Source organism: Peteryoungia aggregata LMG 23059, from assembly GCF_030814435.1.
Taxonomy (GTDB): Bacteria; Pseudomonadota; Alphaproteobacteria; order Rhizobiales; family Rhizobiaceae; genus Allorhizobium; species Allorhizobium aggregatum.
The window spans coordinates 620,158-641,439 of sequence record NZ_JAUSUW010000001.1 but is presented as its reverse complement, the minus strand read 5'-3'; the positions used below and the strand labels follow the sequence as shown (position 1 = coordinate 641,439).

Below are 21,282 nucleotides of genomic sequence, written 5' to 3'. Positions count from 1 at the left end.
GCAAACACGTCAGGAACGGGATGCAGTCGCCCGTCGAGTTCGAAAGGCAGCAGAAAACGTAACCCGAGGGTGTCTACGAAACGCGGGGCTATTCAAAGTTCGGTCTCAGAGCAGACGGTTATGGAGAGCGCCGCAGGGTCTCTCGGCGATGACACGAATTCCAGCATTGTTGAAACGACGAGCGTTGTAGAAACGAAAGGTATCGTCCGCGCTCCAGCGCCTTACATCATTCACAAGGCGGCAAACCCCGGTGCTCCGGCTCCCGCACGGGTTGGCGAGTTTACCCATGGTCGCCTCAGCCCCTCCACCAAACGGTCGATTGCATAGCGTCTCTCTCGTGCGCAGACTTGAATCTCAATTTTGGATGGGTCTGCCTCGAGAGGAACAGCCGGGATGCTTTCCCCGCAATTTTTGCCTTCGATACGGTTTCCGTATGTCGCACGACCTGCATATCTCCTCGCGACGAGCTTTGTCGTTTTGGGGTGGCTGGTCATTTTCGATATGCTCAGTACGGCCATGTCCTCGCCTGAATCGGGGGCGCTCGGCCCCGGTATGGCGGCCGCCAGTGGTGTCGTCCTTATGATGAAAGATATCCCCTCAGAGCTCTGGCAGTCCCTTTGTATTACGGATGTATCGCCGACGTTTTCATGGATTGCCTGGAGCCAGTTCTGCGGAATGGGGGTAATCATGACGCTGGCGATGATGTTGCCTTGTGCGACCCCTGCGTGGCGGATGCTTCAAAGCGGAGGTTCCGCCACCGCGGCTTTCGGCTTCCTCGGCGGCTACGGCGTCATCTGGATCCTGTTTTCCCTGATGCTGGCGACAATCGATATGGCCTTGCATCTTCACGTCGGCTCACACCTCGTCTCCACGGCAGGCATGACAGGCGTTGTGGCGGCAGGTGCTGTCATTGGTGCCGGAGCTTATCAATGGACACCGTTTAAACACAGGGCGCGGCTCAAGATCGCAACACGCGCCGTTCCGGCAACGCATAGTGACGCAAGCATTGGCGCATCGGCGGCGGCGGGCATGCGCTATGCCGGGTATTGTGTGAAATCTAACGGGCTGCTGATGACGACCATGATCGTCCTTGGCATGATGAACATCGTCGCCATGATGCTTCTTCTGTTGGCGATGATCCTTGAGAGAGGGGTGGCGAAGAACCATGTATCCCAGGCCATCGGCATTGCCCTCGTTCTTGCCGGATCGGTGTGGGTGTATTCCGCAGGAACAGCTTGATAAGTCTAATAAACGCGGTTGCGTCTGCGCGACGATCTTGTCCGAATTGTCCCCCTTCGGCCAATCAAAGCTGCCAGCGCTTGGCGTCGGCCAATCCGCTGATCTGGTTTTGAGCTAAACCCTTGATCTGACGCCGCTTCATCAGGGCCGAGATCTGGTGGCCGAGCGCCATGACCACGGCGGCGGCGAGGATGGTCAGAGTGCCGACGGCCGGCACCTGCGGCGTATAGCCAGACTGCAACTTGGCGCTGACCCATTCGGGAATGGTGGAGTCAGCGCCCGAGGACAGCATCGAGAGTGGGAAATTCGCCCAGGACAGCAGGAAGGCGAATGTGAATCCGGAAAATATGCCCGGAGCCAGCAAGGGCAGGGTGATTTCCCACAAGACCTGCCAGCGGCTTGCTCCCAGATCATAGGCGGCCTCTTCCACCGCCGGATCGAAGGAATAGACCTGGATGGCGATGACCAGCGTGGCGATCGGCGCGATCCAGACCAGATGGGCAAAGACGGTCGCCTGCCAGGAGGGCGTTATGCCGAGCGCGGTAAACCACAGGAGCAGGGCAAGGCCCAGCACGGCCTGCGGAAAGAGGATGGGCAGAAGAATGATCTTCTGGAACAGCCCCCGCCCCTTCCAGTCATAGCGTGCAAAGGCCAGCGCGCCGAAGAAGGCGAGCACTGTCGACAGGCAGGCGACGGCAATCGCAACCACGGTGGATGTCCAGAAAAAATCACGGATCGACAGGGATTCGAAGACTTCGAGATACCATTTGTCGGAGTATTTCGGCACGGGGAAGCTGAAATACTTGGAGCGCGAGAACGAGGCGAGCGCCATGGTGATCATTGGCAGATACATGAACAAGATGAGGGCGGCCATAGCGCAGCCATAGGCGAGGGTGGCGCGGCGGCTGAAATCGTTCATAGGCGTGATCCCCTCATCCCTTGCGCCCGAAGATGGTGTCCAGATCGACGCGCTTGAACATGGCCAGCGCCAGCGAGCCTGCCAGCACGATCATCAGCATCGACAGGGCCGAGCCTTTCGGCCAGTTCTGCGCGAAGGTAAACTCCTTCTGGATGTCCTGGGCGATCATCACCACGGCCGTGCCGCCAAGCACCTTGGCCTCGGTGATGGCTCCGGCGGCAAGGATGAAGGTGATCAGCGCGCCGATCATGATGCCGGGCATGGCGAGCGGAATGTCGACTTCCTTCATCACCTGCCAGCGGCTGGCGCCGAGATCGAAGGCGGCTTCGCGCATCTGGGTCGGCACCATGGAGACGCCGAGGATCATCGGGAAGAGCATCATCGGCAGGTTGATGTAAACGAGACCGAACAGCGTGGCGCTGAAGGTGTAGAGCATGGAATCGACGGGGATGCCGAAATAAGTCTGTAGAGTGCCGGAGACAACGCCGCCTTTGACCAGGAACAGCATCCAACCCATCAGCCGCAGATTGTCGGCGACGAAGAGGGGCGCGGCGAGCACCAGCGCCAGAATACCGGCCTTGCGGGTGAACACCCGCACCATGGCGATCGCCAGGGGATAGCAGATCACCAGCAGGATCGCGACGGTGGAGGCGGCCAGCTGCAGAGATGCGACAAAGGACAGATAATAGCTGTCGGCAAAGATCGTGCGGAAATTCTCAAGCGTCGGCATCTGCAGGACGGAGAAGGTCTGCGGTGGCATGAAGGCGAAGACGAAAACCAGTAGCAAGGGGCCGAGAAAGCCGAAGAGCAGCAGAAGCCCGACCGGCAGAGCAGCCAGAAAGCCGGGTTTCATCATGCCGCGGCCAAGCCGCACCCGCCAGGCTTCGGTCCGCGAGACCCGGCGCGGCAGAGCGGCATTGTGGCTGAGCGTTTCGCTTGCATCCGTCATAAGCGACGTCCTTCGTCAATACGGCTCATATCAATTGGCAAAACGGGCTGTCGGGAAGATGGTCGAGTCCTTGGCGTCCCAGGCAATCGTCACGCGGCCACCGCGGGTACTTGCCAGTTGCTGCTCGCGCAGTTTCTCGACCAGGAAGACCTGGGCATCGCCAACCCGCACCTGATATTGCACCCGCGATCCCAGCAGATATTCATTGTAGACCACGCCTTCGAGCTTGTTGGCGGCAGGGGAGGCTGGGTCGTCGAGAAAGCGGATGTCTTCGGGGCGGATGACGAGTGAGCCACCGGCAAAGGCGTCGGCGATCGGCGGTGCCAGATAGCTTGCGCCGGTTGCCTGGTCGATCACTGTGCCGTCCGGGCCGGGACCGACGTCGAGAATGTTGACCTCGCCCATGAATTCCGAGACGAAACGGGTCGAGGGATTGCCGTAGATCTCGTTGGGCGTGCCGATCTGCACGAAGCGACCCTTGTTCATCACGCCGATGCGGTCCGACATCACCATGGCTTCCTCAAGCGAATGGGTAATGTAGACGAAGGTCTTGCCGGTCTCGCGGTGGATGTCCTTCAGTTCCTTCTCCAGGATCTTGCGCAGCTTGTAGTCGAGGGCCGAAAGCGGCTCGTCAAAAAACAGGATTTCCGGATCGAAGGCGAGCGCCCGGGCGAGCGCGACACGCTGGCGTTCGCCGCCGGAGCATTGCAGTACGCCCTTGCCGTAATAGCTGTCCGGCAGGCGGAGCTGCGCCATCAGTTCCAGCGCGCGTTCCTTGCGGCTTGCAGCCTTCATGCCGCGGATCTTCAAGGGGAACTCGATGTTCTGCCCGACGGTGCGATGGGGAAACAGCGCGAGCGACTGGAAGACCATACAGGTCGGGCGCTTGTTGGCCGGTACATCGTTGATGCGTTCGCCGCGCAGCAAGATGTCGCCATTGGTCGGCTTGTCCATGCCGACCAGCATGCGCACCATGGTCGTCTTGCCGCTGCCGGATGGACCGACGATGGTGAAGAATTCGCCCTCGCGAATGTCGAGGCTTATGCGGTCGATGGCTGGGAATTCGCCGAAGAACTTGTCGACGGCGCGCAGCTGGAGGATGGGCAGGGGCGTTGTGGATGCGATGTCGGCGGCGGCGGCTGTCATCATACGGTCCCATCGGTCTGTTGAGTAGGCGCAGAACGCTGGGGAGGCCGGGAGTGCCGGCCTCCCGGCCTGATCAGGCCTTCTCGCGCACCGCGGCGGAGAAGATCTCATGCAACTTGGTGTAGCTCGGGATGATGTCGAAGTCCGCGCATTTGGCCATGTCGGCCGCCAGGGTATCGTACTGGAAGGCGTCGAGTTCTTCGGTGTTGAACAGGGCCATGACCTTGGGATCGCCCATCTGCCCGACCGGGTTGTAGGTGCCCTCGGCAAACGAGACGTTCTTGGCCGTTTCTGGGCGGAAACAGTATTCGATGAAATCCTCGGCGCGCGGCGAGAGCTGCGGGTTGTTGACCAGCGAGGTCAATTCCATCCAGCAGACGCCGGCCTTGCCGCCCATTTCCTCCGGTCCCTTGTTGGGCACGACACAGCGCAGGTTGGGGTTGCCGTCGTAGCGGGCCGCTGAGACCGAATAGACGCTGCCGGGGAAGGAGCCTTCAATCGAGCCGTTGATCATGCCGAGTGCAATGGCGTTCATGTCGTCGGAGAGGAAAGCGGCGTTGTTGATCAGCTTGCGCATCACCACTTCGTATTTGGCGATTTCATCATCGGTCATTTCGCGGAACGGGCTGAAGCCGGCGGCGATCACCACATGCATGATCACCCAGTCGTCATACATCAGCACGGCATATTTGCCCTTGTAGTCATCCTGCAGCATCAGGTCGTAGCCTTCATCGGCAAGGGTGGCGGCCGAGACCTTGTCGGTGTTGACCAGCATGCCGGAGGGGCCGTAGCGCTGGATCATGCCGAGCAGAGAATTGCCGTCGTCGGACATGGCCCAGTGATAGGGCCATTTGAATTCGGGGATCATCATGTCCCACAGCGGCTCGAACTTTGCCTTGTCCAGCGGCTTGATCAGGTTTTCCGGATAGAGTTGCCGGCGGCCCCAGGCATTGTTCAGGTTGATGACGTCCCAGACCTTGGTGTCGCCGGCGCGCAGCTGGTTGACGGCTTCCGGGTCGGAGATCAGCCCCTGCGCCTTGACGGTGCAGTCGAATTCCTTGCGGAACGGGTCGAGCACCTTGTCGGAATTGTAGCCCTCCCAACAATAGATGTTCATCTCTCTTTCGCGGGCTGCCCAGGCGCCGCGTGGCATCATGGAGGCGGCGGCGATGCCGGCCGAGATCGAGACAGTGTCGCGCAAAAAGGCGCGCCGGGACTGGCTGAAGGATTGCAAGAGGTTTCGACGCTTCATGGATGGACCCTCTGGTTGGACATCGACAATCATGGCGATCGGGCAGCGCGTATGGACATCGCCATATCGCTGGAGGCAAGGCGGGCATGGCCCGCCATCTGGTCAGCTGTGGCAGCAGGCGGAACCTTGGGTATTGGATTTGCTGGCCTTGTTGGTTTCAGGCGGCAGGTTGATCAACGGATTGCCGTCAAAGAAGCCGACCGGCATAAGCTTGAAGCCGCACAGCACGCAGGGCTGCACCGGATGGTCCTCGACGCGGGGGATGTGATGCAGACCGAAGGAATGCCATACGACGATATCGGTATTGTCGGTCGACCGGTCCTTGGCCGTCCAGGCAGGAAGGCCATCGTCACCGGTTGAATGGTTCATGTATTCACCGGCGGGGAAGCGTTCCTCGGGATCGTAGGGTGTTACCCACAGATGGTTGTAGACGAAGCCGCCGCGCTTGCCGGATGGGCCGTCCGGATGGGTGTAGGACTGGATGGCCGAGGGAGTTTCCAGCTTGTAGGCGGTCGGCTTGCCGACCCAGTTCTTGACGTTGGGATTGGTGATCTTCCAATAGCGAGACTTTTCGAAGTCAACCCTGCGGCGTGCTTTGAGCTCGCTGGTGAGCGGCGTCTGCTCGACACAGAAGGCATTGCCCATCGGATTGTCGGGGCCGATCGGCGGGGCGACCGTGTCGCATTCGACGACGGTATTGTCGGGGCCGTCGACCTCCATGTCGAGCCGCATGCAGAAGACGTGCTGGTGAATGTGGCCGACCACGCCCGGGGCCACTTCGGTGCCGTATTTCTGCTCGGCTCCGGGAATGCAGGCGGCGGTGTTGATGACGCCCGTCGCCTTCATCTCGAATTCGATGGTGCCATCCTGGAAAAGGTACCAGTAGCAGCAGTATTCGTAATTGCCGACGGTCGTGATCGAGGAGATGACGAGGCGGCGCATGCGGCGGGTTTCGGTGCGCTCCGAGCGGAAGTCGAAATGCTTCCAGGCAAGGCCGGCATCCTCTTCATGGATGCAGATCGCACTCGGGATCAGGCGTGGATTGCCCATCATGTCGGGCAAAACGACGTCCATGTAGTGGATATGGCCGAGGCAATCGCAGCCGAGCGCCAGGGAATTGACCAGCTTGCCGAAACCGTATTCGCCGCTGTCGAAGACATTCTTGCGGTAATGCACGCCATCCGGATTGCCGTAAGGCACGACCATTTCCGCCATCGACACCCGGTATAGGATCGGCCGACGCTGGCCGTCCACGGTATAACCAACCTGCTGCAGGACAAGTCCTTCGCGACCGTTGAAGCTGATGCGCACATCCCAGTTATCCCAGGTGAGCTTGTTGCCTTCGATGGTGAAGCTCGGGCCTTCGCTCTGGACAACGTCCAGCGGTTTCAAGGGCTTGCGGAAATCGGTGAGCAGGTCGGCATCGTAGTTGATCAGGGTGTCGGGGACCGGAACGAAAGTGCCGGAGGCGGCAGAATGGTCGTCGACCCGCAGCACTTCCAACTTGTCGACATCGACCACGACGTTCAGCCCCTCGACCGGGTGGGCGTAATAATTGTCGAGATCGGACATGCGCAGCCAGACAAAGGTATGCGCCAGCCGCTTGTTTTCCTCTCCGGGCACGGAGAAATTGCCGGCTGACCAGGGGTCGACGCAGACATAGGCCATGTTCTCGATGCCTCGGCGGCGGATCGCCTCCTGAAATCGCGGATCGGCTTTGGCGACATCCTCGATCATCATGAATTCTTCCGGCGAGATCATCGGCCGGGCATCGGCCAGGAACTCGACCACAGTTACCGTGCCGCTGCCGAGATCCAGTCTACCGCGCCAGACGCCGGTGCCGCCCCGCTTGTGCACGTTGAAGCGCGCGCTGCGCTCGATCGGCATGCCGGGAATGAAGGCCCGGACAACCTCCTTGGCCGGCTCCAGCAATTCGATCGTCTCGAACAGCAGGGCAGGGCCGAAATCGAAGTGGGCGCGCAGGATCGACGCGGCCTTGACCAACTCTTCCGCCGTTAGCGGATCGAGCGGATGCGCGAAGGCAGACGTGGCTTGCAGGGGCAGGGAAACATTAGGCCTCTCGTTCATGGCCGATCCTCCATTCCGGTTTTCACCGTCAACATCCGCAGGCGTCATGGCTGCGATCCGTCAACTCTTGGAGGTCAATATTTGTGCATGCCTAAATAATGTCCATCCACCGAATGGTTGACATAAGTCAAAGAATCCGAGTTTTTCCCTGTAGCTGCAAAGCGATAAGACCTCATGCGGCCAGACGGCCGAGCCCCGTCGCCGTCCGAAGCTGCGCCCTGGCCGGTGTTCACGTTTCAGATTGGTCGGTATGTCAGCTGAGCTGCATCATCCGTGACACCAGCCCAGCGCGATTGTCGACGCCAGCCTTGTCGAAGATGTGGATGAGATGGGTCTTCACCGTTGCCAACCCGATTCCCAGACATTGCGCGATGTCGGCATTGGTCCGGCCGCAGCACAGCAGTCTGGCAACCTCGGCCTCGCGCTGGGTGAGATGCAGAAGGGCGTTGGCTTGCACCGCCTCAGCCGCTTTGGAGCGGGTAAACACCGCCTTGAGATTGTAGGAAATATAGGGGTGCAGCGTATCGGCCAGATGAAACTGCGTGTCATCAGGTTTGGCGTCGTCGGCGGTCCACATCACGCAGATGCCGGCATAGATCTGGCTGTCTCGCTGGAAGATCAATTCGATCGTATCGCTGACCTGGAAGACGTTGAGGAATTGCCGGTAGAGGGCGACTTCGCTCTCCGCAGAGTAGCGCCCCGCATCGTTCATCTTCAGCACCGGGCTCTGTTCGTGTTTGATTTGGCGCACATGCAGCGGGTCGTGGGCGTGCATCTCGCGGATGTAGATTTTCAGAAATTCGGAAGGCACGCGCGAACACACGAAGTTGTGCAGGTTGTTGTTGTCGTCAACGGAGTAGAATACCAGCCTGCTTGCCCCCAGTGTCCCGGAAAGCAGTCGAAATGTCTCGTTGATGAATTCCCGCTTGCGAACCTCTGAGAAAGCCATGGCTATGCTCCACAGTGCGCTAAAACGCCGCGCACCAATTATCGGTGCAGTGCAGCAAGTGAGTCAAGCGCCCCTTCGATATCGATTCTAAAAGGCGTTGGCGTGGATCAGCTGATGAACGGATTTTGGGCGTCCGCAAGCGGACGTTCGGTTAAGGATGGGGACGCCGACCGCAGCCTCTGTCTGCTGCGCACGGAATAAACGAGCACGCAAACGCGGTCCAATGATGCCTTTGTATCGACTAATCGCGGTTTCAACCAAAGCTCGTTTGCCATAGCCGGTCGATATCAGCCATTTCAACCGGCTATCGATCTGGAATCTGCGATGTGATCGTCTCTCTGGAAGGATGCCTGGGCGCTGGGTCGTTCAACTGCGTACGAGTTCGGTGGAATGACGACCCTTGAGCCTTCGCTGTGACTTCGAGCTGCGTCGTAGGATGGATAGCCACCATGGGCTCCATCGGCAGTCAGCTGGTCGATCTCATCATCGACCTGATCAAGCAATGGTTCCTGCTGCGAGACATCGCCTGTTTCCAGATCTGTCGGGAAATCGACAATGATCTCGCCACTGTCGGCATCAACAGCCAGGCGCAGTTTTTGCCAGCCATGCCGGGACTTTGCGCCGTGCTTCTCGTCCAGCCATTGGCCGGGCGCCATAGATCTTCACCCCGGTGCAGTCGACCAGCACATGAATGGGGTCATCCGCCACTGTTGCCGGTCGTTGCTTCTGGCCCGTCGGCTGAGTGTCGCGTTGTCGGGCACTGGCAAATCCAGTCTCATCATATCAAGCACCGAACTCAGAGGCCGTTCGCTCTGGCGCAGCCGTATTCCGAATACCATGCCCAACGTCACGTAGTTTCGATCGCCAGATCCGAATAGAGAGGCTGGCCCCCTCTCGTCTTGTGCCGTGGGGCGGCCCAGCCCGCCAGTGTTTCCGGCGTTATCCAAAGGGTTAAACTGCCAAGGGGCGAAGGCCCGCCTCACCCCCCTGCCAGTTCCTCGCCCTGAACTTCAGTTTTCCGATGTGATGGCGGCGGGCGCGTTATGTTTGTGCGGAATGCTGGATCGATCACCCCATTTCCCATCCTGGCCGCATAGATGCAGAACGTTGAGATTTGATCCCTGCACCAACGCTTAGCGACATCACTCTTCGGAACACGACCTTATTCACGAGGCTTTATTTTATATACCAGCCCCAGCGCTCGCGCTGGTCAAAGGTGGTCACCTGCTTGACTTCCAGGTAGTTGTCGAGCCCCCATTTGCCCAGTTCGCGGCCGATGCCCGATTGTTTGTAGCCGCCCCAGGGTGCTTCGGTGAAGGTGGGCTGCGAGCAGTTGATCCAGACAATGCCTGCGCGCAGGGCACGGGCAACACGCTCGCAACGGGCCTCGTCTGCTGACATGACAGCTGCGGCCAGGCCGAAGCGGCTGTCATTCGCCATACGGATTGCATCGGCCTCATCCCGAAACGTCTTGACGCAAACAACCGGCCCGAAGACTTCCTCCCGCCAGATGATGCTATCTTCGGCCATATCAGTTAGGATTGTCGGCTCGAGGAAGTAGCCGATCTGGTGTTGCTCGGGGCGCTTTCCGCCATAGGCCACGGTTGCACCGTGTTCTCGCGCCTGCTCGATCATGGCAATAATCTTCTGATATTGACCGCTGGAAACGAGCGGGCCAAGCAGAGTGGCTTCATCGAGGCCATCGCCGATCCTGATCTTGGCAGCCTCCTGGATCAATCGCTGCATAAGAGCGGGGTAAAGTGTCTCCTCAACAAGGATGCGCGACGTGGCCGAGCAGACCTGCCCCTGGTTCCAGAAGATCCCGAACATGATCCATTCGACGGCCTTTTCGATGTCGCTATCGGCAAAGACCAGGAAGGGCGACTTGCCGCCGAGCTCCAGGCTGACATTCTTGATGTCGCGTGCTGCGGCGGCCATGATCTTGGCGCCCGTCGGGACCGAGCCTGTGAATGCCAGTTTGTCGACGCCGGAATGCTCGGACAGCGGCTGGCCCGCATCGCCACCCAGGCCCGTGACGATGTTCAAGACGCCAGCGGGCAGCCCGACCTCCTCGGCGATCACGCCCAGTTCCAGCGCGGTCAAGGGCGTCAGTTCCGATGGTTTAAGGATCATGGTGCATCCCGCCGCCAGGGCTGGAGCAACCTTCCAGGAGGCCATCAGCAGGGGATAGTTCCACGGGATGATCGCACCTGCCACGCCCACCGGCTCCCGCAGCACTTTCGAGGTGAACCGGGCATCAGCCAGCGCAACGGCCTCTTCGGGTCTTTCATCAAGCTCCTCGGCGAGATTTGCATAGAACGAGAAGCAGCCTGCGGTGTCTTCGATGTCCCATATCGCTTCGGGCAGCGGTTTGCCGTTGTCTAGCACCTCGAGACGGGCAAGCTCCTCTTTCCGCTGCGTAATCCTCTCTGCCATGGCCCGCAGATAGCCCGCTCGCTCGCGCCCGCTCATTCGGGGCCAGGGGCCTGTGTCAAAGGCGCGTCTTGCTGCGCTCACGGCAAGATCAATGTCGGCAGCCGTGCCTGCGGGGGCCTGATGGATCACCTCTTCCGTCGCCGGATTGACCACAGGAAAGACGCCGCCCTGAACGGGAAAGTGCCATTGGCCATCGATGAAAAGCTTTTGCTGCATGTCTTCCCCTTTTCCTGTTTTCGTCTTTCGCGAAGGCGACGGGGCGATAGCGCCTGTCAGCCCATGAGACCGAGTATGGCTTCGGCGGCGCGGGTCGCACCGGCAAATCCCTGCATCTTGATGGCGTTCTCGCTGAGGCGTGTCTTCATCTCGTCATTGTCCAGAAGCGCCTGGATCATTCCAGCCAGCTGGTCCGGCAGCCAGTCGTAGCGGTGAAGCATTTGCCCGACGCCTGTTTCGGCTGCTCGCCGGGCGTTGTCATGGCCATCCCAGCAATAGGGCATCACAAGGGACGGCACCCCGAAATAGAGGGCTTCGCAGAAGCTATTGTTGCCGCCGTGATGGATGAAGAGGCTGGCTTGCGATACGACGGAGGGCTGCGGGAACCAGCTGTCGAGGAAGACATTGTCCGGCACCTGGACATAGTCATCGCGCCAGTGGCCGACATTGATGAGGAAGCGATAGGGCAGGGTGGCAAAGACCTCCATCATCCGCCTGAGCATCTCGACATCCATGGCGCCAAGTGACCCAAAGCTGGTCAGAATGAGGGCCTGATCGTTGTGGCTGGCAAAACGTGGTGGCTGGTACGGCGTTTCCCGACGCAGGCACCCGTCCAGGAACAGGAAGTGCTGCGGGTCGAGCGGTTTGGCGCGGCGATGGCGGATGATCTCCGGCGCCAGGATCAGGTTGAGATCCGGCGAGGGATCCAGGAACGAGGAAGGCGAGGGCGGCTTCAATCCGCAGTCGAGCATGAAGGCCGACAGGCGTTTGTGCGCTGTGGCCGTCGCTTTTTCGTATCGCGCCGAGAATTCCGTCCAGTCTGCGCTCGGCGTTCCACCAAGGCCCGACAGGTAGGGCGGAACGAGCGGATCGGGGATCTCGGTTTCTGCACAGGAGACCACCCGGACCCACGGAACCCCGGCCGTCGCGATCGCGGGGAACATCACAACGTTGTCCAGAACGATTGCATCCGGCTTCAGCCGTGCCAGGAGCTGACGCAGGGGCTCCTCGACGCCGATCGCGGTCTCGACGATCGCCTCCCAGGTCGGTCCCACATAGGAACTCAGCTGCTCGGAGGCTGTCTGGCGGAAGGCATCCTGGTGCCGGCTGATGAACTCGTTCCAGTCCGTGGTCTGACCCGGTCCGTTGTCGGCCAGCTGGTATTCGGCAAAGCCATATTCGGCAAAGATGCCACTGAAACCCGGATGACAGATGAAAACGGGTCTGGCGCCCAGCCGGCGCAATTCCTGCGCGATGCCGACGCAGTTCAATGCGGCGCCGTAGCTTGCTTCCGGGAAGAGGGCAATCGTCTTTTGTGCTGACATGGATCTCTTTGGCTGACCTATCGCGATATGACCTTGAAGGCCGGCGGTACGCCGCGTCCTGCCAGGCGCGGCCTCTGCGATTGCGACAGCTGTATATGCACACGCATCAGATCTGCAGCAAGCTCCATCAGTCCGCGCTCGATCTGTTCCAGGATCTGGATGTGCTCCAGGTTGGACTGCATTAGCCTATAGGTGTTCACATGGGCTGCCGCGGTGTTGGAGCGCCGGCGGCGATGGTGGCTCACAAGCGCCTCCGCCATGAACGGGTTGCCGCATCCGCGCGCCACCAGCATGTGAAAGTCAAAGTCGGTGCGCTCGAAGAGCCTGCGGTCAAAATCAGCCTCGCTCATGCTGCGCAGGATCAGCATCGATTGCCTGAGGGAGGTCAGCGCCGGCAGGTCGCGGCGAAAGTCCGGCAGCGTCAGGGCCAGCGGTTCGGTCGCCAGGCGAAACTCATAGGATTTGGCGACGGCATCGGCGCCCAGTGCAAACTGTTTCAAGAGCCATTGCTGGCCGGCTCCCCGCTCGGCCAGATTGTCTTCAGAGAGTTTTTGTAGCGCATTCTGTACTGCCTGACGGGAGACGTCATAGCGTCTCTGCAGGGCGACAACCGTCTGGGCTTCTCCAATCCGGCCGGCGGCAAGGTCGCGCAATATGGCGGAGTAGACCTCCGGATCGCCGTCCTTTTCGTCAGCGTCATCCAGGCGCGCCACCGTCATGGGGTCGATGGACAGCACATAGCCGCCATCCGCATCGGCGGTCACAAGGTCGCGTTCGGCGAGGACCTGCAGCGCCTTTCGCACAGGCGTCCTGGAGACATTGCAATGCGAGGCCAGCGCCTGTTCGGCGAGCCGTTCGCCGGGCGCCATCCCCCGCTCGCTGGCATAGTCCAGTATTTTTTGTGCCAATTCCACATGGCGGAAATGTATGCGCCCGGGTTCTGTCGACATGGATCACCTGCTGATTATCCGTTCCATGCTCGCCTCTTCAGGCGGAATTGGCAAGCGGCAGCCTGTCTTTTTTCCGTGGTTAAAGAAAATCGACGGAGTCTATTGACGTATTATTTTTTCAATTAATACTGCCAGGCAACGGCGACACGAGATCGGATGACCGACACCTCGCCGACGAGGTTGGAACAATCATCAGCAAAGGGAGAGATCCGTGCACAAGAAGAGCGGATACGCCAAAACCCGTGTCTATACGGTCAGACTTCTCGCCGCGACTATGCTTGCCGGCAGCGTGACTGCAGCCAATGCGGCTGATCTCGTCATCTCGAACTGGGATGGCTATATGGCAAAGGACATTGCCGAGACCTTCAAGGCCGCAACCGGTCTGGAGATCGAGGTGGTCAATCACGCCACCAACGAAGAAATCATGGGCAAGCTGATGGCAAGCCAGGGCAAGGGCTATGACCTTGTCTTCGTATCTTCGCCCTTTGCCGAAATCCTCAACCACCAGAACCTGGTGGAGCCGCTCGACAAGGCGGCAATTCCGAACCTCGCCAATCTTTACCCCGAAGCGGCAAGCCTCGCTTATGACCCGGGCAATGCCTATTCCGTGCCTTATACCTGGGGCACCACCGGCCTCTGCTATCGTTCCGATCTGGTCAAGACCACGCCCGACAGCTGGATGAACCTGCTGGCTCCCTCGGATGACATCAAGGGCAAGACCACTATGCTCGCGACCGACCGCTGGCTGATGGCGGCGGGCGAACTCGCCAAGGGCTATTCGGTCAACGAGACGGACCCGGCAAAGATCGCCGAGGTCAAGGATCTGCTGATCGCGGCGAAAAAGACGCTGCTCGCCTATGACGACACGACCTTCTATTCGAAGCTTGTCTCAGGCGAGGCCTCGCTCGTGCATGCCTGGGACGGCTGGTGCAATTATGGCATCACCGAAAACAAGGACATCAAGTTCGTCGTGCCGAAGGAGGGCTCGGATCTCTGGGTCGATACCATCGTCGTCATGAAGAACTCGGAGAAGAAGGATGCGGCGATGAAGTTCATCAACTTCATCCTTGATCCGGCAAACCATGCCTGGGCAGCCCAGAACATCCTCTACAAGGTGCCGAACAAGCCGGCGATGGAGAGCCTCGATAAGGCACTGATCGAGCAATACCCGAACATGGGCATGACACCGGCGGAGCTGACAAAGTTCGAATTGTTGCGTGATCTCGGTCCGGCCCAGAAGGACTATTCTCGCGCCGTCAGCGAGATCAAGGCCGCCAACTGACCTGACGTCCGGCAATCGCCAACGACTGCCTGCACTGCATCGAGGGAGGCGCCTGTCTCCCTCGATCGCCCCTCGGGATGACCCGCTCTGGACGCTATTGTCCTTTGGCCGCAGCCCTTGCCATTTCAGTGTCGTGGAACGCCTGCATGTCCTACCAATCCGCCCGATCGAACCTGCTTGCCGCGCCGGCTGTCGCCTGGCTCGTGGCATTCATGATCGTGCCATGCCTGCTCATCCTCTCCTATGCCTTCTTCGAACGCGGCGTCTGGGGTGGCATTGAATACACGCTGACGCTCGAGAATTTCACCCGCGTCATAGATCCGCTTTATGCCAATATCTTCCTGACATCGGCCCGCATTGCCGGCCTTGCCACGCTTTTGGCGATCCTGATCGCCTATCCGGCGGCCTATGCGATCAGCCGTGCGCCACAGATGCGCCAGCCCATGCTGCTGTTCTTTGCCGTTCTGCCCTTCTGGAGCAACTACCTGATCCGGACCTATGCCTGGATGGTGCTGCTCAACCGCGAAGGCCTTATCAACAATCTCCTGCGCTGGTTCGGCTATGAGGGCGAGCCGCTGTCGCTTCTCTATACCGAGGGCGCGGTGATCATCGGCCTCGTCTACAACTATCTGCCCTTCGTGATCCTCGCGATCTATTCGTCGCTGTCGCGGCTCAATCCGGAGCTGATGGAGGCCTCCCGCGATCTCGGCGGCGGTCCGTTCCGCACCTTCTGGCGTGTGACACTGCCGCTCACCCTGCCAGGCGTCGCAGCCGGCGGCGTCTTTGTCTTTGTCCTGTCGATCGGCAATTTCGTCACGCCGGCCCTGCTGGGCGGTGGACGGTTCCAGATGATCGGCAATGTCGTCTATGACCAGTTCCTCAGCGCTAATGACTGGCCGTTCGGCGCCGCACTCGGCCTGGTGCTGATTGCCATCATGATCCTCCTCCTCATGCTGCAGGCCCGGGCAACGGCGCGCGCCAGCGGCGAGAGGGCAGGCGAAAATGCAGACCAGCAGGCGAGGGCAGGCGTATGAGACTGTCCCATTCCTCGCGCGTTCCGGGGCGGCTCGTCCTGCTGGCCGTTTTCGGCTTTCTCTATCTGCCGATCGCAGTTCTGGTTGGCCTGTCCTTCAATGAGGCGGGGCTGCCGACAAGCTGGTCCGGCTTTTCCTTCAAGTGGTATGCAGCCCTTGCCAGCAATGGCGAGATCCTCGGCGCCGCCTGGAACACGCTGATTGTTGCCGTTTTCGCCACTGTGATTGCCACTGTGCTCGGAACGCTGCTGGCCCTTGGCATGGAAAGCCGCCGCCGCAAGAGCACCGGGCTTGAGGCGCTCGCCTTCGCGCCCATGGTCATTCCCGATATCGTGCTTGCGGTCGCCCTTCTGACCTTCTTCTCGCTGCTCAATGTGACGCTCGGCCTGCACACGATCATCATCAGTCACGTCATCTTCGATCTGGCATTCGTCAGTTCGGTGGTCAGGGCGCGGCTCAAGCATTTCGACTATTCCATCGTTGAGGCTTCGCGTGATCTGGGCGCGTCGGGCTGGATGACCTTCTGGCGCGTGACCTTCCCGGTTCTGCTGCCGGCGATCGTCGCCGGTGCCTTGCTCGCCTTCACGCTGTCGGTCGACGAGTTCATCATCGCCTTCTTCACGGCCGGTGCCGGACGCTCCTCGATCACGCTGCCGATCCAGATCTATTCGATGATCCGCTTTGGCATCACGCCGGAAATCAATGCCCTTGCCACGATCGTCATGGGGGTCAGCGCCACGGCGCTGCTCATCTCGCAATGGCTCAACAAAGAACAGATGCAATGACTGATACGCGCCTTTCGCATGACGCGCCGATCCTGGCGATCGACGGCCTTCACAAGAGCTTCGGGCCGGTCACCGCCGTCGATCACGTCTCGCTCGACATTCGCCGCAACGAGTTCTTCGCGCTGCTCGGCCCGTCGGGCTGCGGCAAGACCACGCTCTTGCGCATGCTGGCCGGCTTCGAGACGCCGAGCGGTGGCCGCATCCTGCTGGAAGGCAAGGACATTTCCGCCCTGCCGCCGGAAAAGCGACCGCTCAACCTGATGTTCCAGTCCTATGCGCTCTTTCCGCATATGACCGTCGCCCGCAACCTGGCTTACGGGCTTGAGATGGACCGCTTGCCCAAGGCGGAAATCGCAAGGCGCGTCGAAGAAATCATGGCCGTTACCGACCTTGGCCAGTTCGCCGCGCGCAAGCCCGATCAACTGTCCGGCGGACAGAAGCAGCGTGTGGCGCTGGCCCGGGCGCTGGTCAAGCGTCCCAAGGTGCTGCTGCTCGATGAACCGCTCGGCGCGCTCGACAAGAAACTGCGCGAACGCATGCAACTGGAGCTGAAACGTCTTCAGCACGAGGTCGGCATCACCTTCATCATCGTCACCCACGATCAGGAAGAGGCCCTCGTCATGGCCGACCGCATGGCGATCCTGAAGGATGGCCAGTTGCTGCAATGCGGCTCGCCGGAAGAGGTCTATGAAAGGCCCGCCGATCGCTTCGTCGCCAATTTTATCGGCGTGATGAATTTCATTGACGGTGTGGTCGCGTCCGACGGGAGCTTCAATGCCGTTGGCCTCAACCTGGCCGTCTCGACCGAAATCCACGGGATCGCAACTCTGGCGGTTAGGCCCGAAAACATCAGGGTCACAACAGCCGGTGCAGGCATCGAGGGCAGGGTCGTCGACATGGCCTATCACGGCCTCGACCGCGTCCTGCATGTCAGGATCGCCGCCAGCGAGACGCCGCTGCAGGTCAGGGTGCCGGCCAATGCCGCCGTTCCGCACACCGCCGGTGACACGATCTACATCGCGATCGATCCGGATCGCATCCGTCTTTTCAAGGCTTGAGAACAAAGGGGAGCCCCATGTCGCAAAAGACCATCGCATTCTTTCCCGAAGCCGCCTTCGGCCCCGCCTTGAACTCGGTCGGCATTGCCCAGGCCGTCGAGGCACTGGGCCACAAGGCCGTCTTCCTCTCTGATCCGGGCTTTGTCTCCGTCTATCAAGGCTATGGCTTCGAGGCGCATCCGGTGAACCTCTCCGAACCCATGCCACCGGAACAGATGGCGAAGTTCTGGGAGGACTTCATCAACGGCCACATCCCGAATTTCCGCAAGAGCCCCTATGAGCAGATCGACACCTATGTGAAGGACTGCTGGACCGCGATCGTCGACAGCGCCAAATGGGCGCAGAAGGATCTGCCGGGCGTGCTCGCCCGCATCAAGCCGGACCTGATCTGCGTCGACAATGTCATCCTGTTCCCGGCCATCAAGCAGTTCGGCAAGCCCTGGGTGCGCATCATTTCCTGCTCGGAAAACGAGATCGAGGATACGAAGATCCCGCCGCATCTGTCCGGCTGCGGCGCTGACGATTATGCCGGCCATGCCGCCTATCGCGATCATTTCAATGCCGTGATCCAGCCGATCCATGAAGACTTCAACGCCTTCCTGGCCGAAAATGGCGAGGCGTCTTATCCGATCGGCCAGTTCTTCGAAGCTTCGCCCTTCATGAACCTTCTGCTCTATCCGGAAGCGGTCAAGTTCGAGCGCGAACACCCGCTTGATCCCGGCCAGTTCCAGTATCTCGAAGGCTGCGTGCGCTCGGAAAAGCCCTATGAGGTGCCGGTCTTCAAAGCGAACAACGACAAGCCGCTGCTCTATGTCTCCTTCGGTTCGCTGGGCGCCGGTGATACCGAGCTTCTGAAGCGGATCATCGCCACGGTCGCGAAACTTCCCTATCGCGCGCTCGTCAATGTCGGCGATTACAAGGATCAGTATTCCGATGTGCCCGACAATGTCATCATCGACAGCTGGTTCCCGCAGCCCTCGGTGATCCCGCAGGTCGATGCCGTCATCCATCACGGCGGCAACAACTCCTTCACCGAATGCCTCTATTTCGGCAAGCCCGCCATCATCATGCCCTATGTCTGGGACGGCCATGACAATGCGACCCGCGTCGACGAAACCGGCCACGGTTTCAAGATGCCGCGTTATGACTGGACTGATGCGGACCTCGCCGCAAAGATCGATCACATGATCAACGACCCGGCGATGAAGGCGAAACTTTCTGCCACGTCCAAACACATGCAGAGCCAGAACGGCCCGAAAAAGGCTGCCGGCATTCTCGACACGCTGCTGAAGACGGAAACTCACAATGGTTGACACATTGAAGACCACGGCGCCGCATATCCATGGCGCCACCACCTTTGCCGACCTCGTCGACTGGGGTGTGCAGGCTGATGCCATCGAGGGCAGTTCTGCCTCCACCGGGCGCCTTCTTTTCAAGGGTCCGAACAACCAGCCGGAAACCGGGATCTGGGTCTGCACGCCGGGAAAATGGCGCCTGTCCATCCCGCGCGACGAGTTCTGCCATTTCGTCGCCGGCTCGGCGACCTATCGCTCTGATGATGGCGAGGTGATCGAAGTTTCGCCCGGCACGGCGGTGATGTTCAAGGCCGGCTGGACCGGCGAATGCACCGTGCATGAAACCATGCGCAATATCTACATGCTGGCCTGATCCGGCCACTCGAAAGGACCATGACCATGACCTCCGCACCCCTGATGCGTAATCCCCTTGAGCAGACCGACCTCGTCGACTGGGGCACTATCCCGACCATGATCGAGGGCGTAAGCCATGTCTCCGGCAGGCTGATCCACAAGGGACCGAATGGCGAAAGCGAATGCGGCCTTTGGATCTGCACGCCGGGCAAATGGGACTGCCACGTAACGCGCGACGAATTCTGCCACTTCCTCGAAGGCCGCAGCACCTATGTGCATGAAAGCGGCGAGGTGATCGAGATCACGCCCGATACCGCCGCCTTCTTCCCCAAGGACTGGAAGGGCGTCTGCACGGTCCATGAGACGATCAAGAAGGTCTACATGATCCGCTGACCGAAGCTGCGCCCGGACCAAACCCCGTGCCGGGCGCGCCGTCCCATTCTCGAATTTACCATGCAGGCAGGACGCCATGAGCAGTTTCGACCTTTCCAAGCCCCAATACTATTCATCCGGTGGTTACCGGCAAAGTCTGGGGCCTGTCCTTGAGGTCATCGATCCGGCCCGTCTCGAAACGGTCGGCGTGATTACCGAAGTGACCGGGGACGAGCTGTCCGCAACGCTGGACGCCGCAACCGCTGCACAGCGCAAGTGGAAGGCACTCGATGCCAAGACGCGGGCCACTATCCTGCATAAGATCGCCAACCGCATCGAGGCGACCGACATGCGCCGCTGCGCCGAGATCATGTCGCGCGAAATGGGCAAGCCCTATCCGGAAGCGATCGGCGAAGTCGCCAATTGCGCCGGTGCCTTCCGCTATTTCGCCGAAATGGCCCGCGACGAGGCCGGCAAGGTGGCCGGCACGACGCAGGCCGGGTCCTTCCAATTTGCCCGCTACGAACCGCTCGGTTTGTCCGTGCACATCATGCCCTTCAATTTCCCGATCCTTCTGATGTGCTGGACGGTGGCGGCGTCGCTCGCCTCGGGTAATGGCTGCATCATCAAACCGGCGCCGGCCACCACGCTCTCGACGCTGGAATTCATGCAGGTCTTTGCCGATCTGCCGGATGGACTGATTGCCTGCCTGCCGGGTGGGGCTGCGCTCGCCCAGGCACTGATCGCCTCGCCGAAGACCCATGCGGTGGCCTTTACCGGCTCGGTTGCTGCGGGCAGGGCGGTCGCCATGGCCGCCGCCGGGCAGATGAAGCCTGCCGTCATCGAGGCGGGCGGCTCCGATCCGATGATCATCACCGCCCATGCGCCGCTGGAGATTGCCGCAGCCGGCGCCGTCACAGCCGCCTTCCACATGTCCGGTCAGGTCTGCACCTCGGCCGAGCGCTTCTTCGTGGTCGATGCCGTGTTTGATGACTTCATCGCAAAATTCGTGGCGGAAACCAGACGCCTGCGCATCGGTCATGGGCTGAGCTGCGCGGAAATCGGCCCGCTCGTCTCGGAAGCCGCCCGTGCCAAGGTGATCAGGCTGGTGGAGGATGCCGTGTCAAAGGGCGCAAAGGTCGAAACCGGCGGGCGCATCCCGCCGTCGGAACCGGTCGGCTGGTTCTATGAGCCGACCATCCTCACCGGCTGCACCGCCGATATGGCGATCATGCATGAGGAATGTTTCGGCCCTGTCGCCGCCGTGATGCGCGTTGCCGATTTCAACGAGGCCATCGACAAGGCGAATGACAGCGAATTCGGCCTCGGCGCCTCGGTCTTCACCACCTCGCTGGAGGAGGCCATGGACGCTGCCGAGCGACTGGAGGCCGGCATGGTCTGGGTCAACAATCCCCTGATCGACAATGACGCGCTACCCTTCGGCGGCTGGAAATCATCGGGCATCGGCCGCGAACTCTCGCGCCTCGGCCTCGACACCTTCCGCCGCTCCAAGATGGTTATCATCGACCACAAGCCGGTGCGGCAGGACTGGTGGTATCCCTATCCGGATGACTGGTTCTACGAAACAGGTGGCCGCAAGCACGTCTGAGTTAGCCGGCCGGGCCGGCGCATA

At 60.4% G+C, this 21,282-nt stretch carries 18 protein-coding genes and 1 pseudogene; 9 read left to right on the top strand and 10 right to left on the bottom strand.

Going from position 1 to position 21,282, the window contains the following annotated elements; all coding sequences use genetic code 11:
• Nucleotides 1-393: 393 nt before the first annotated feature.
• Nucleotides 394-1,239 carry a copper chaperone gene (locus tag J2045_RS02955; protein ID WP_307369203.1) on the top strand — a complete coding sequence of 282 codons (846 nt, stop codon included), beginning with the start codon at nt 394-396 and terminating at the stop codon, nt 1,237-1,239.
• 64 nt (nt 1,240-1,303) lie between these two features.
• On the opposite strand, the gene J2045_RS02950 is transcribed toward J2045_RS02955, so the two are convergent.
• The 10 genes and pseudogenes from J2045_RS02950 to J2045_RS02905 all read right to left on the bottom strand — a co-directional run bounded on the left by J2045_RS02950 (nt 1,304) and on the right by J2045_RS02905 (nt 13,469).
• The gene (locus J2045_RS02950; RefSeq protein WP_307369201.1) at nt 1,304-2,158 is read right to left on the bottom strand and encodes an ABC transporter permease; all 855 of its coding nucleotides are present in this window, start codon (nt 2,156-2,158) and stop codon (nt 1,304-1,306) included.
• A 13-nt stretch (nt 2,159-2,171) separates the two neighbouring features.
• Nucleotides 2,172-3,107 carry an ABC transporter permease gene (locus tag J2045_RS02945; protein WP_307369199.1) on the bottom strand — a complete coding sequence of 312 codons (936 nt, stop codon included), beginning with the start codon at nt 3,105-3,107 and terminating at the stop codon, nt 2,172-2,174.
• A 30-nt stretch (nt 3,108-3,137) separates the two neighbouring features.
• A complete protein-coding gene (locus J2045_RS02940; protein WP_307369197.1) occupies nt 3,138-4,253 on the bottom strand; it encodes an ABC transporter ATP-binding protein in 1,116 nt (371 codons plus the stop codon).
• Nucleotides 4,254-4,326: 73 nt separating this feature from the next.
• The gene (locus tag J2045_RS02935) at nt 4,327-5,505 is read right to left on the bottom strand and encodes an ABC transporter substrate-binding protein (RefSeq protein ID WP_307369195.1); all 1,179 of its coding nucleotides are present in this window, start codon (nt 5,503-5,505) and stop codon (nt 4,327-4,329) included.
• A gap of 102 nt (nt 5,506-5,607) precedes the next feature.
• A complete protein-coding gene (locus J2045_RS02930) occupies nt 5,608-7,593 on the bottom strand; it encodes a primary-amine oxidase (protein WP_307369193.1) in 1,986 nt (661 codons plus the stop codon).
• 253 nt (nt 7,594-7,846) lie between these two features.
• Nucleotides 7,847-8,542 (bottom strand): response regulator transcription factor, encoded by a 696-nt coding sequence (locus J2045_RS02925; protein WP_307369191.1) that lies wholly within the window; start codon nt 8,540-8,542, stop codon nt 7,847-7,849.
• Between the two features lie 87 nt (nt 8,543-8,629).
• Nucleotides 8,630-9,600 (bottom strand): annotated as a pseudogene (locus tag J2045_RS02920) (IS5 family transposase).
• 118 nt (nt 9,601-9,718) lie between these two features.
• The gene (locus tag J2045_RS02915; RefSeq protein WP_307369189.1) at nt 9,719-11,194 is read right to left on the bottom strand and encodes an aldehyde dehydrogenase family protein; all 1,476 of its coding nucleotides are present in this window, start codon (nt 11,192-11,194) and stop codon (nt 9,719-9,721) included.
• Between the two features lie 56 nt (nt 11,195-11,250).
• A complete protein-coding gene (locus tag J2045_RS02910) occupies nt 11,251-12,519 on the bottom strand; it encodes a glycosyltransferase (RefSeq protein ID WP_307369186.1) in 1,269 nt (422 codons plus the stop codon).
• Nucleotides 12,520-12,536: 17 nt separating this feature from the next.
• A complete protein-coding gene (locus J2045_RS02905) occupies nt 12,537-13,469 on the bottom strand; it encodes a GntR family transcriptional regulator (RefSeq protein ID WP_307369184.1) in 933 nt (310 codons plus the stop codon).
• A 211-nt stretch (nt 13,470-13,680) separates the two neighbouring features.
• On the opposite strand from J2045_RS02905, the gene J2045_RS02900 reads away from it, so the two are divergent.
• From J2045_RS02900 to J2045_RS02865, 8 genes are all read left to right on the top strand, one after another.
• Complete coding sequence (locus tag J2045_RS02900) at nt 13,681-14,751, top strand: polyamine ABC transporter substrate-binding protein (RefSeq protein ID WP_307369182.1); 1,071 nt, start codon at nt 13,681-13,683, stop codon at nt 14,749-14,751.
• Nucleotides 14,752-14,897: 146 nt separating this feature from the next.
• The gene (locus J2045_RS02895; RefSeq protein ID WP_307369180.1) at nt 14,898-15,785 is read left to right on the top strand and encodes an ABC transporter permease; all 888 of its coding nucleotides are present in this window, start codon (nt 14,898-14,900) and stop codon (nt 15,783-15,785) included.
• A complete protein-coding gene (locus tag J2045_RS02890) occupies nt 15,782-16,570 on the top strand; it encodes an ABC transporter permease (protein WP_307369179.1) in 789 nt (262 codons plus the stop codon). Before J2045_RS02895 ends, J2045_RS02890 begins: the two co-directional genes overlap by 4 nt.
• Entirely contained in the window at nt 16,567-17,628 is a 1,062-nt protein-coding gene (locus J2045_RS02885; protein WP_307369177.1) for an ABC transporter ATP-binding protein, read from the top strand. Before J2045_RS02890 ends, J2045_RS02885 begins: the two co-directional genes overlap by 4 nt.
• A 17-nt stretch (nt 17,629-17,645) precedes the next feature.
• On the top strand, nt 17,646-18,941 hold the full coding sequence (locus J2045_RS02880; protein ID WP_307369176.1) for a nucleotide disphospho-sugar-binding domain-containing protein: 1,296 nt from the start codon (nt 17,646-17,648) through the stop codon (nt 18,939-18,941).
• 4 nt (nt 18,942-18,945) lie between these two features.
• Nucleotides 18,946-19,296: a cupin domain-containing protein gene (locus J2045_RS02875; RefSeq protein ID WP_307369252.1), complete on the top strand. Its 351-nt coding sequence runs from the start codon at nt 18,946-18,948 to the stop codon at nt 19,294-19,296.
• 26 nt (nt 19,297-19,322) lie between these two features.
• Nucleotides 19,323-19,670: a cupin domain-containing protein gene (locus J2045_RS02870; protein ID WP_370872961.1), complete on the top strand. Its 348-nt coding sequence runs from the start codon at nt 19,323-19,325 to the stop codon at nt 19,668-19,670.
• Between the two features lie 76 nt (nt 19,671-19,746).
• Nucleotides 19,747-21,258, top strand: a complete 1,512-nt coding sequence (locus J2045_RS02865; RefSeq protein ID WP_307369173.1) for an aldehyde dehydrogenase family protein — start codon at nt 19,747-19,749, stop codon at nt 21,256-21,258.
• Nucleotides 21,259-21,282 lie beyond the last annotated feature (24 nt).

Excerpts from the sequence above, each read along its gene's own strand:
- J2045_RS02955 (WP_307369203.1), top strand. The coding sequence starts at position 394 with ATGCTTTCCCCGCAATTTTTGCCTTCGATACGGTTTCCGTATGTCGCA.
- J2045_RS02950 (WP_307369201.1), bottom strand. The coding sequence starts at position 2,158 with ATGAACGATTTCAGCCGCCGCGCCACCCTCGCCTATGGCTGCGCTATG.
- J2045_RS02945 (WP_307369199.1), bottom strand. The coding sequence starts at position 3,107 with ATGACGGATGCAAGCGAAACGCTCAGCCACAATGCCGCTCTGCCGCGC.
- J2045_RS02940 (WP_307369197.1), bottom strand. The coding sequence starts at position 4,253 with ATGACAGCCGCCGCCGCCGACATCGCATCCACAACGCCCCTGCCCATC.
- J2045_RS02935 (WP_307369195.1), bottom strand. The coding sequence starts at position 5,505 with ATGAAGCGTCGAAACCTCTTGCAATCCTTCAGCCAGTCCCGGCGCGCC.
- J2045_RS02930 (WP_307369193.1), bottom strand. The coding sequence starts at position 7,593 with ATGAACGAGAGGCCTAATGTTTCCCTGCCCCTGCAAGCCACGTCTGCC.
- J2045_RS02925 (WP_307369191.1), bottom strand. The coding sequence starts at position 8,542 with ATGGCTTTCTCAGAGGTTCGCAAGCGGGAATTCATCAACGAGACATTT.
- J2045_RS02915 (WP_307369189.1), bottom strand. The coding sequence starts at position 11,194 with ATGCAGCAAAAGCTTTTCATCGATGGCCAATGGCACTTTCCCGTTCAG.
- J2045_RS02910 (WP_307369186.1), bottom strand. The coding sequence starts at position 12,519 with ATGTCAGCACAAAAGACGATTGCCCTCTTCCCGGAAGCAAGCTACGGC.
- J2045_RS02905 (WP_307369184.1), bottom strand. The coding sequence starts at position 13,469 with ATGTCGACAGAACCCGGGCGCATACATTTCCGCCATGTGGAATTGGCA.
- J2045_RS02895 (WP_307369180.1), top strand. The coding sequence starts at position 14,898 with ATGTCCTACCAATCCGCCCGATCGAACCTGCTTGCCGCGCCGGCTGTC.
- J2045_RS02890 (WP_307369179.1), top strand. The coding sequence starts at position 15,782 with ATGAGACTGTCCCATTCCTCGCGCGTTCCGGGGCGGCTCGTCCTGCTG.
- J2045_RS02885 (WP_307369177.1), top strand. The coding sequence starts at position 16,567 with ATGACTGATACGCGCCTTTCGCATGACGCGCCGATCCTGGCGATCGAC.
- J2045_RS02880 (WP_307369176.1), top strand. The coding sequence starts at position 17,646 with ATGTCGCAAAAGACCATCGCATTCTTTCCCGAAGCCGCCTTCGGCCCC.
- J2045_RS02870 (WP_370872961.1), top strand. The coding sequence starts at position 19,323 with ATGACCTCCGCACCCCTGATGCGTAATCCCCTTGAGCAGACCGACCTC.
- J2045_RS02865 (WP_307369173.1), top strand. The coding sequence starts at position 19,747 with ATGAGCAGTTTCGACCTTTCCAAGCCCCAATACTATTCATCCGGTGGT.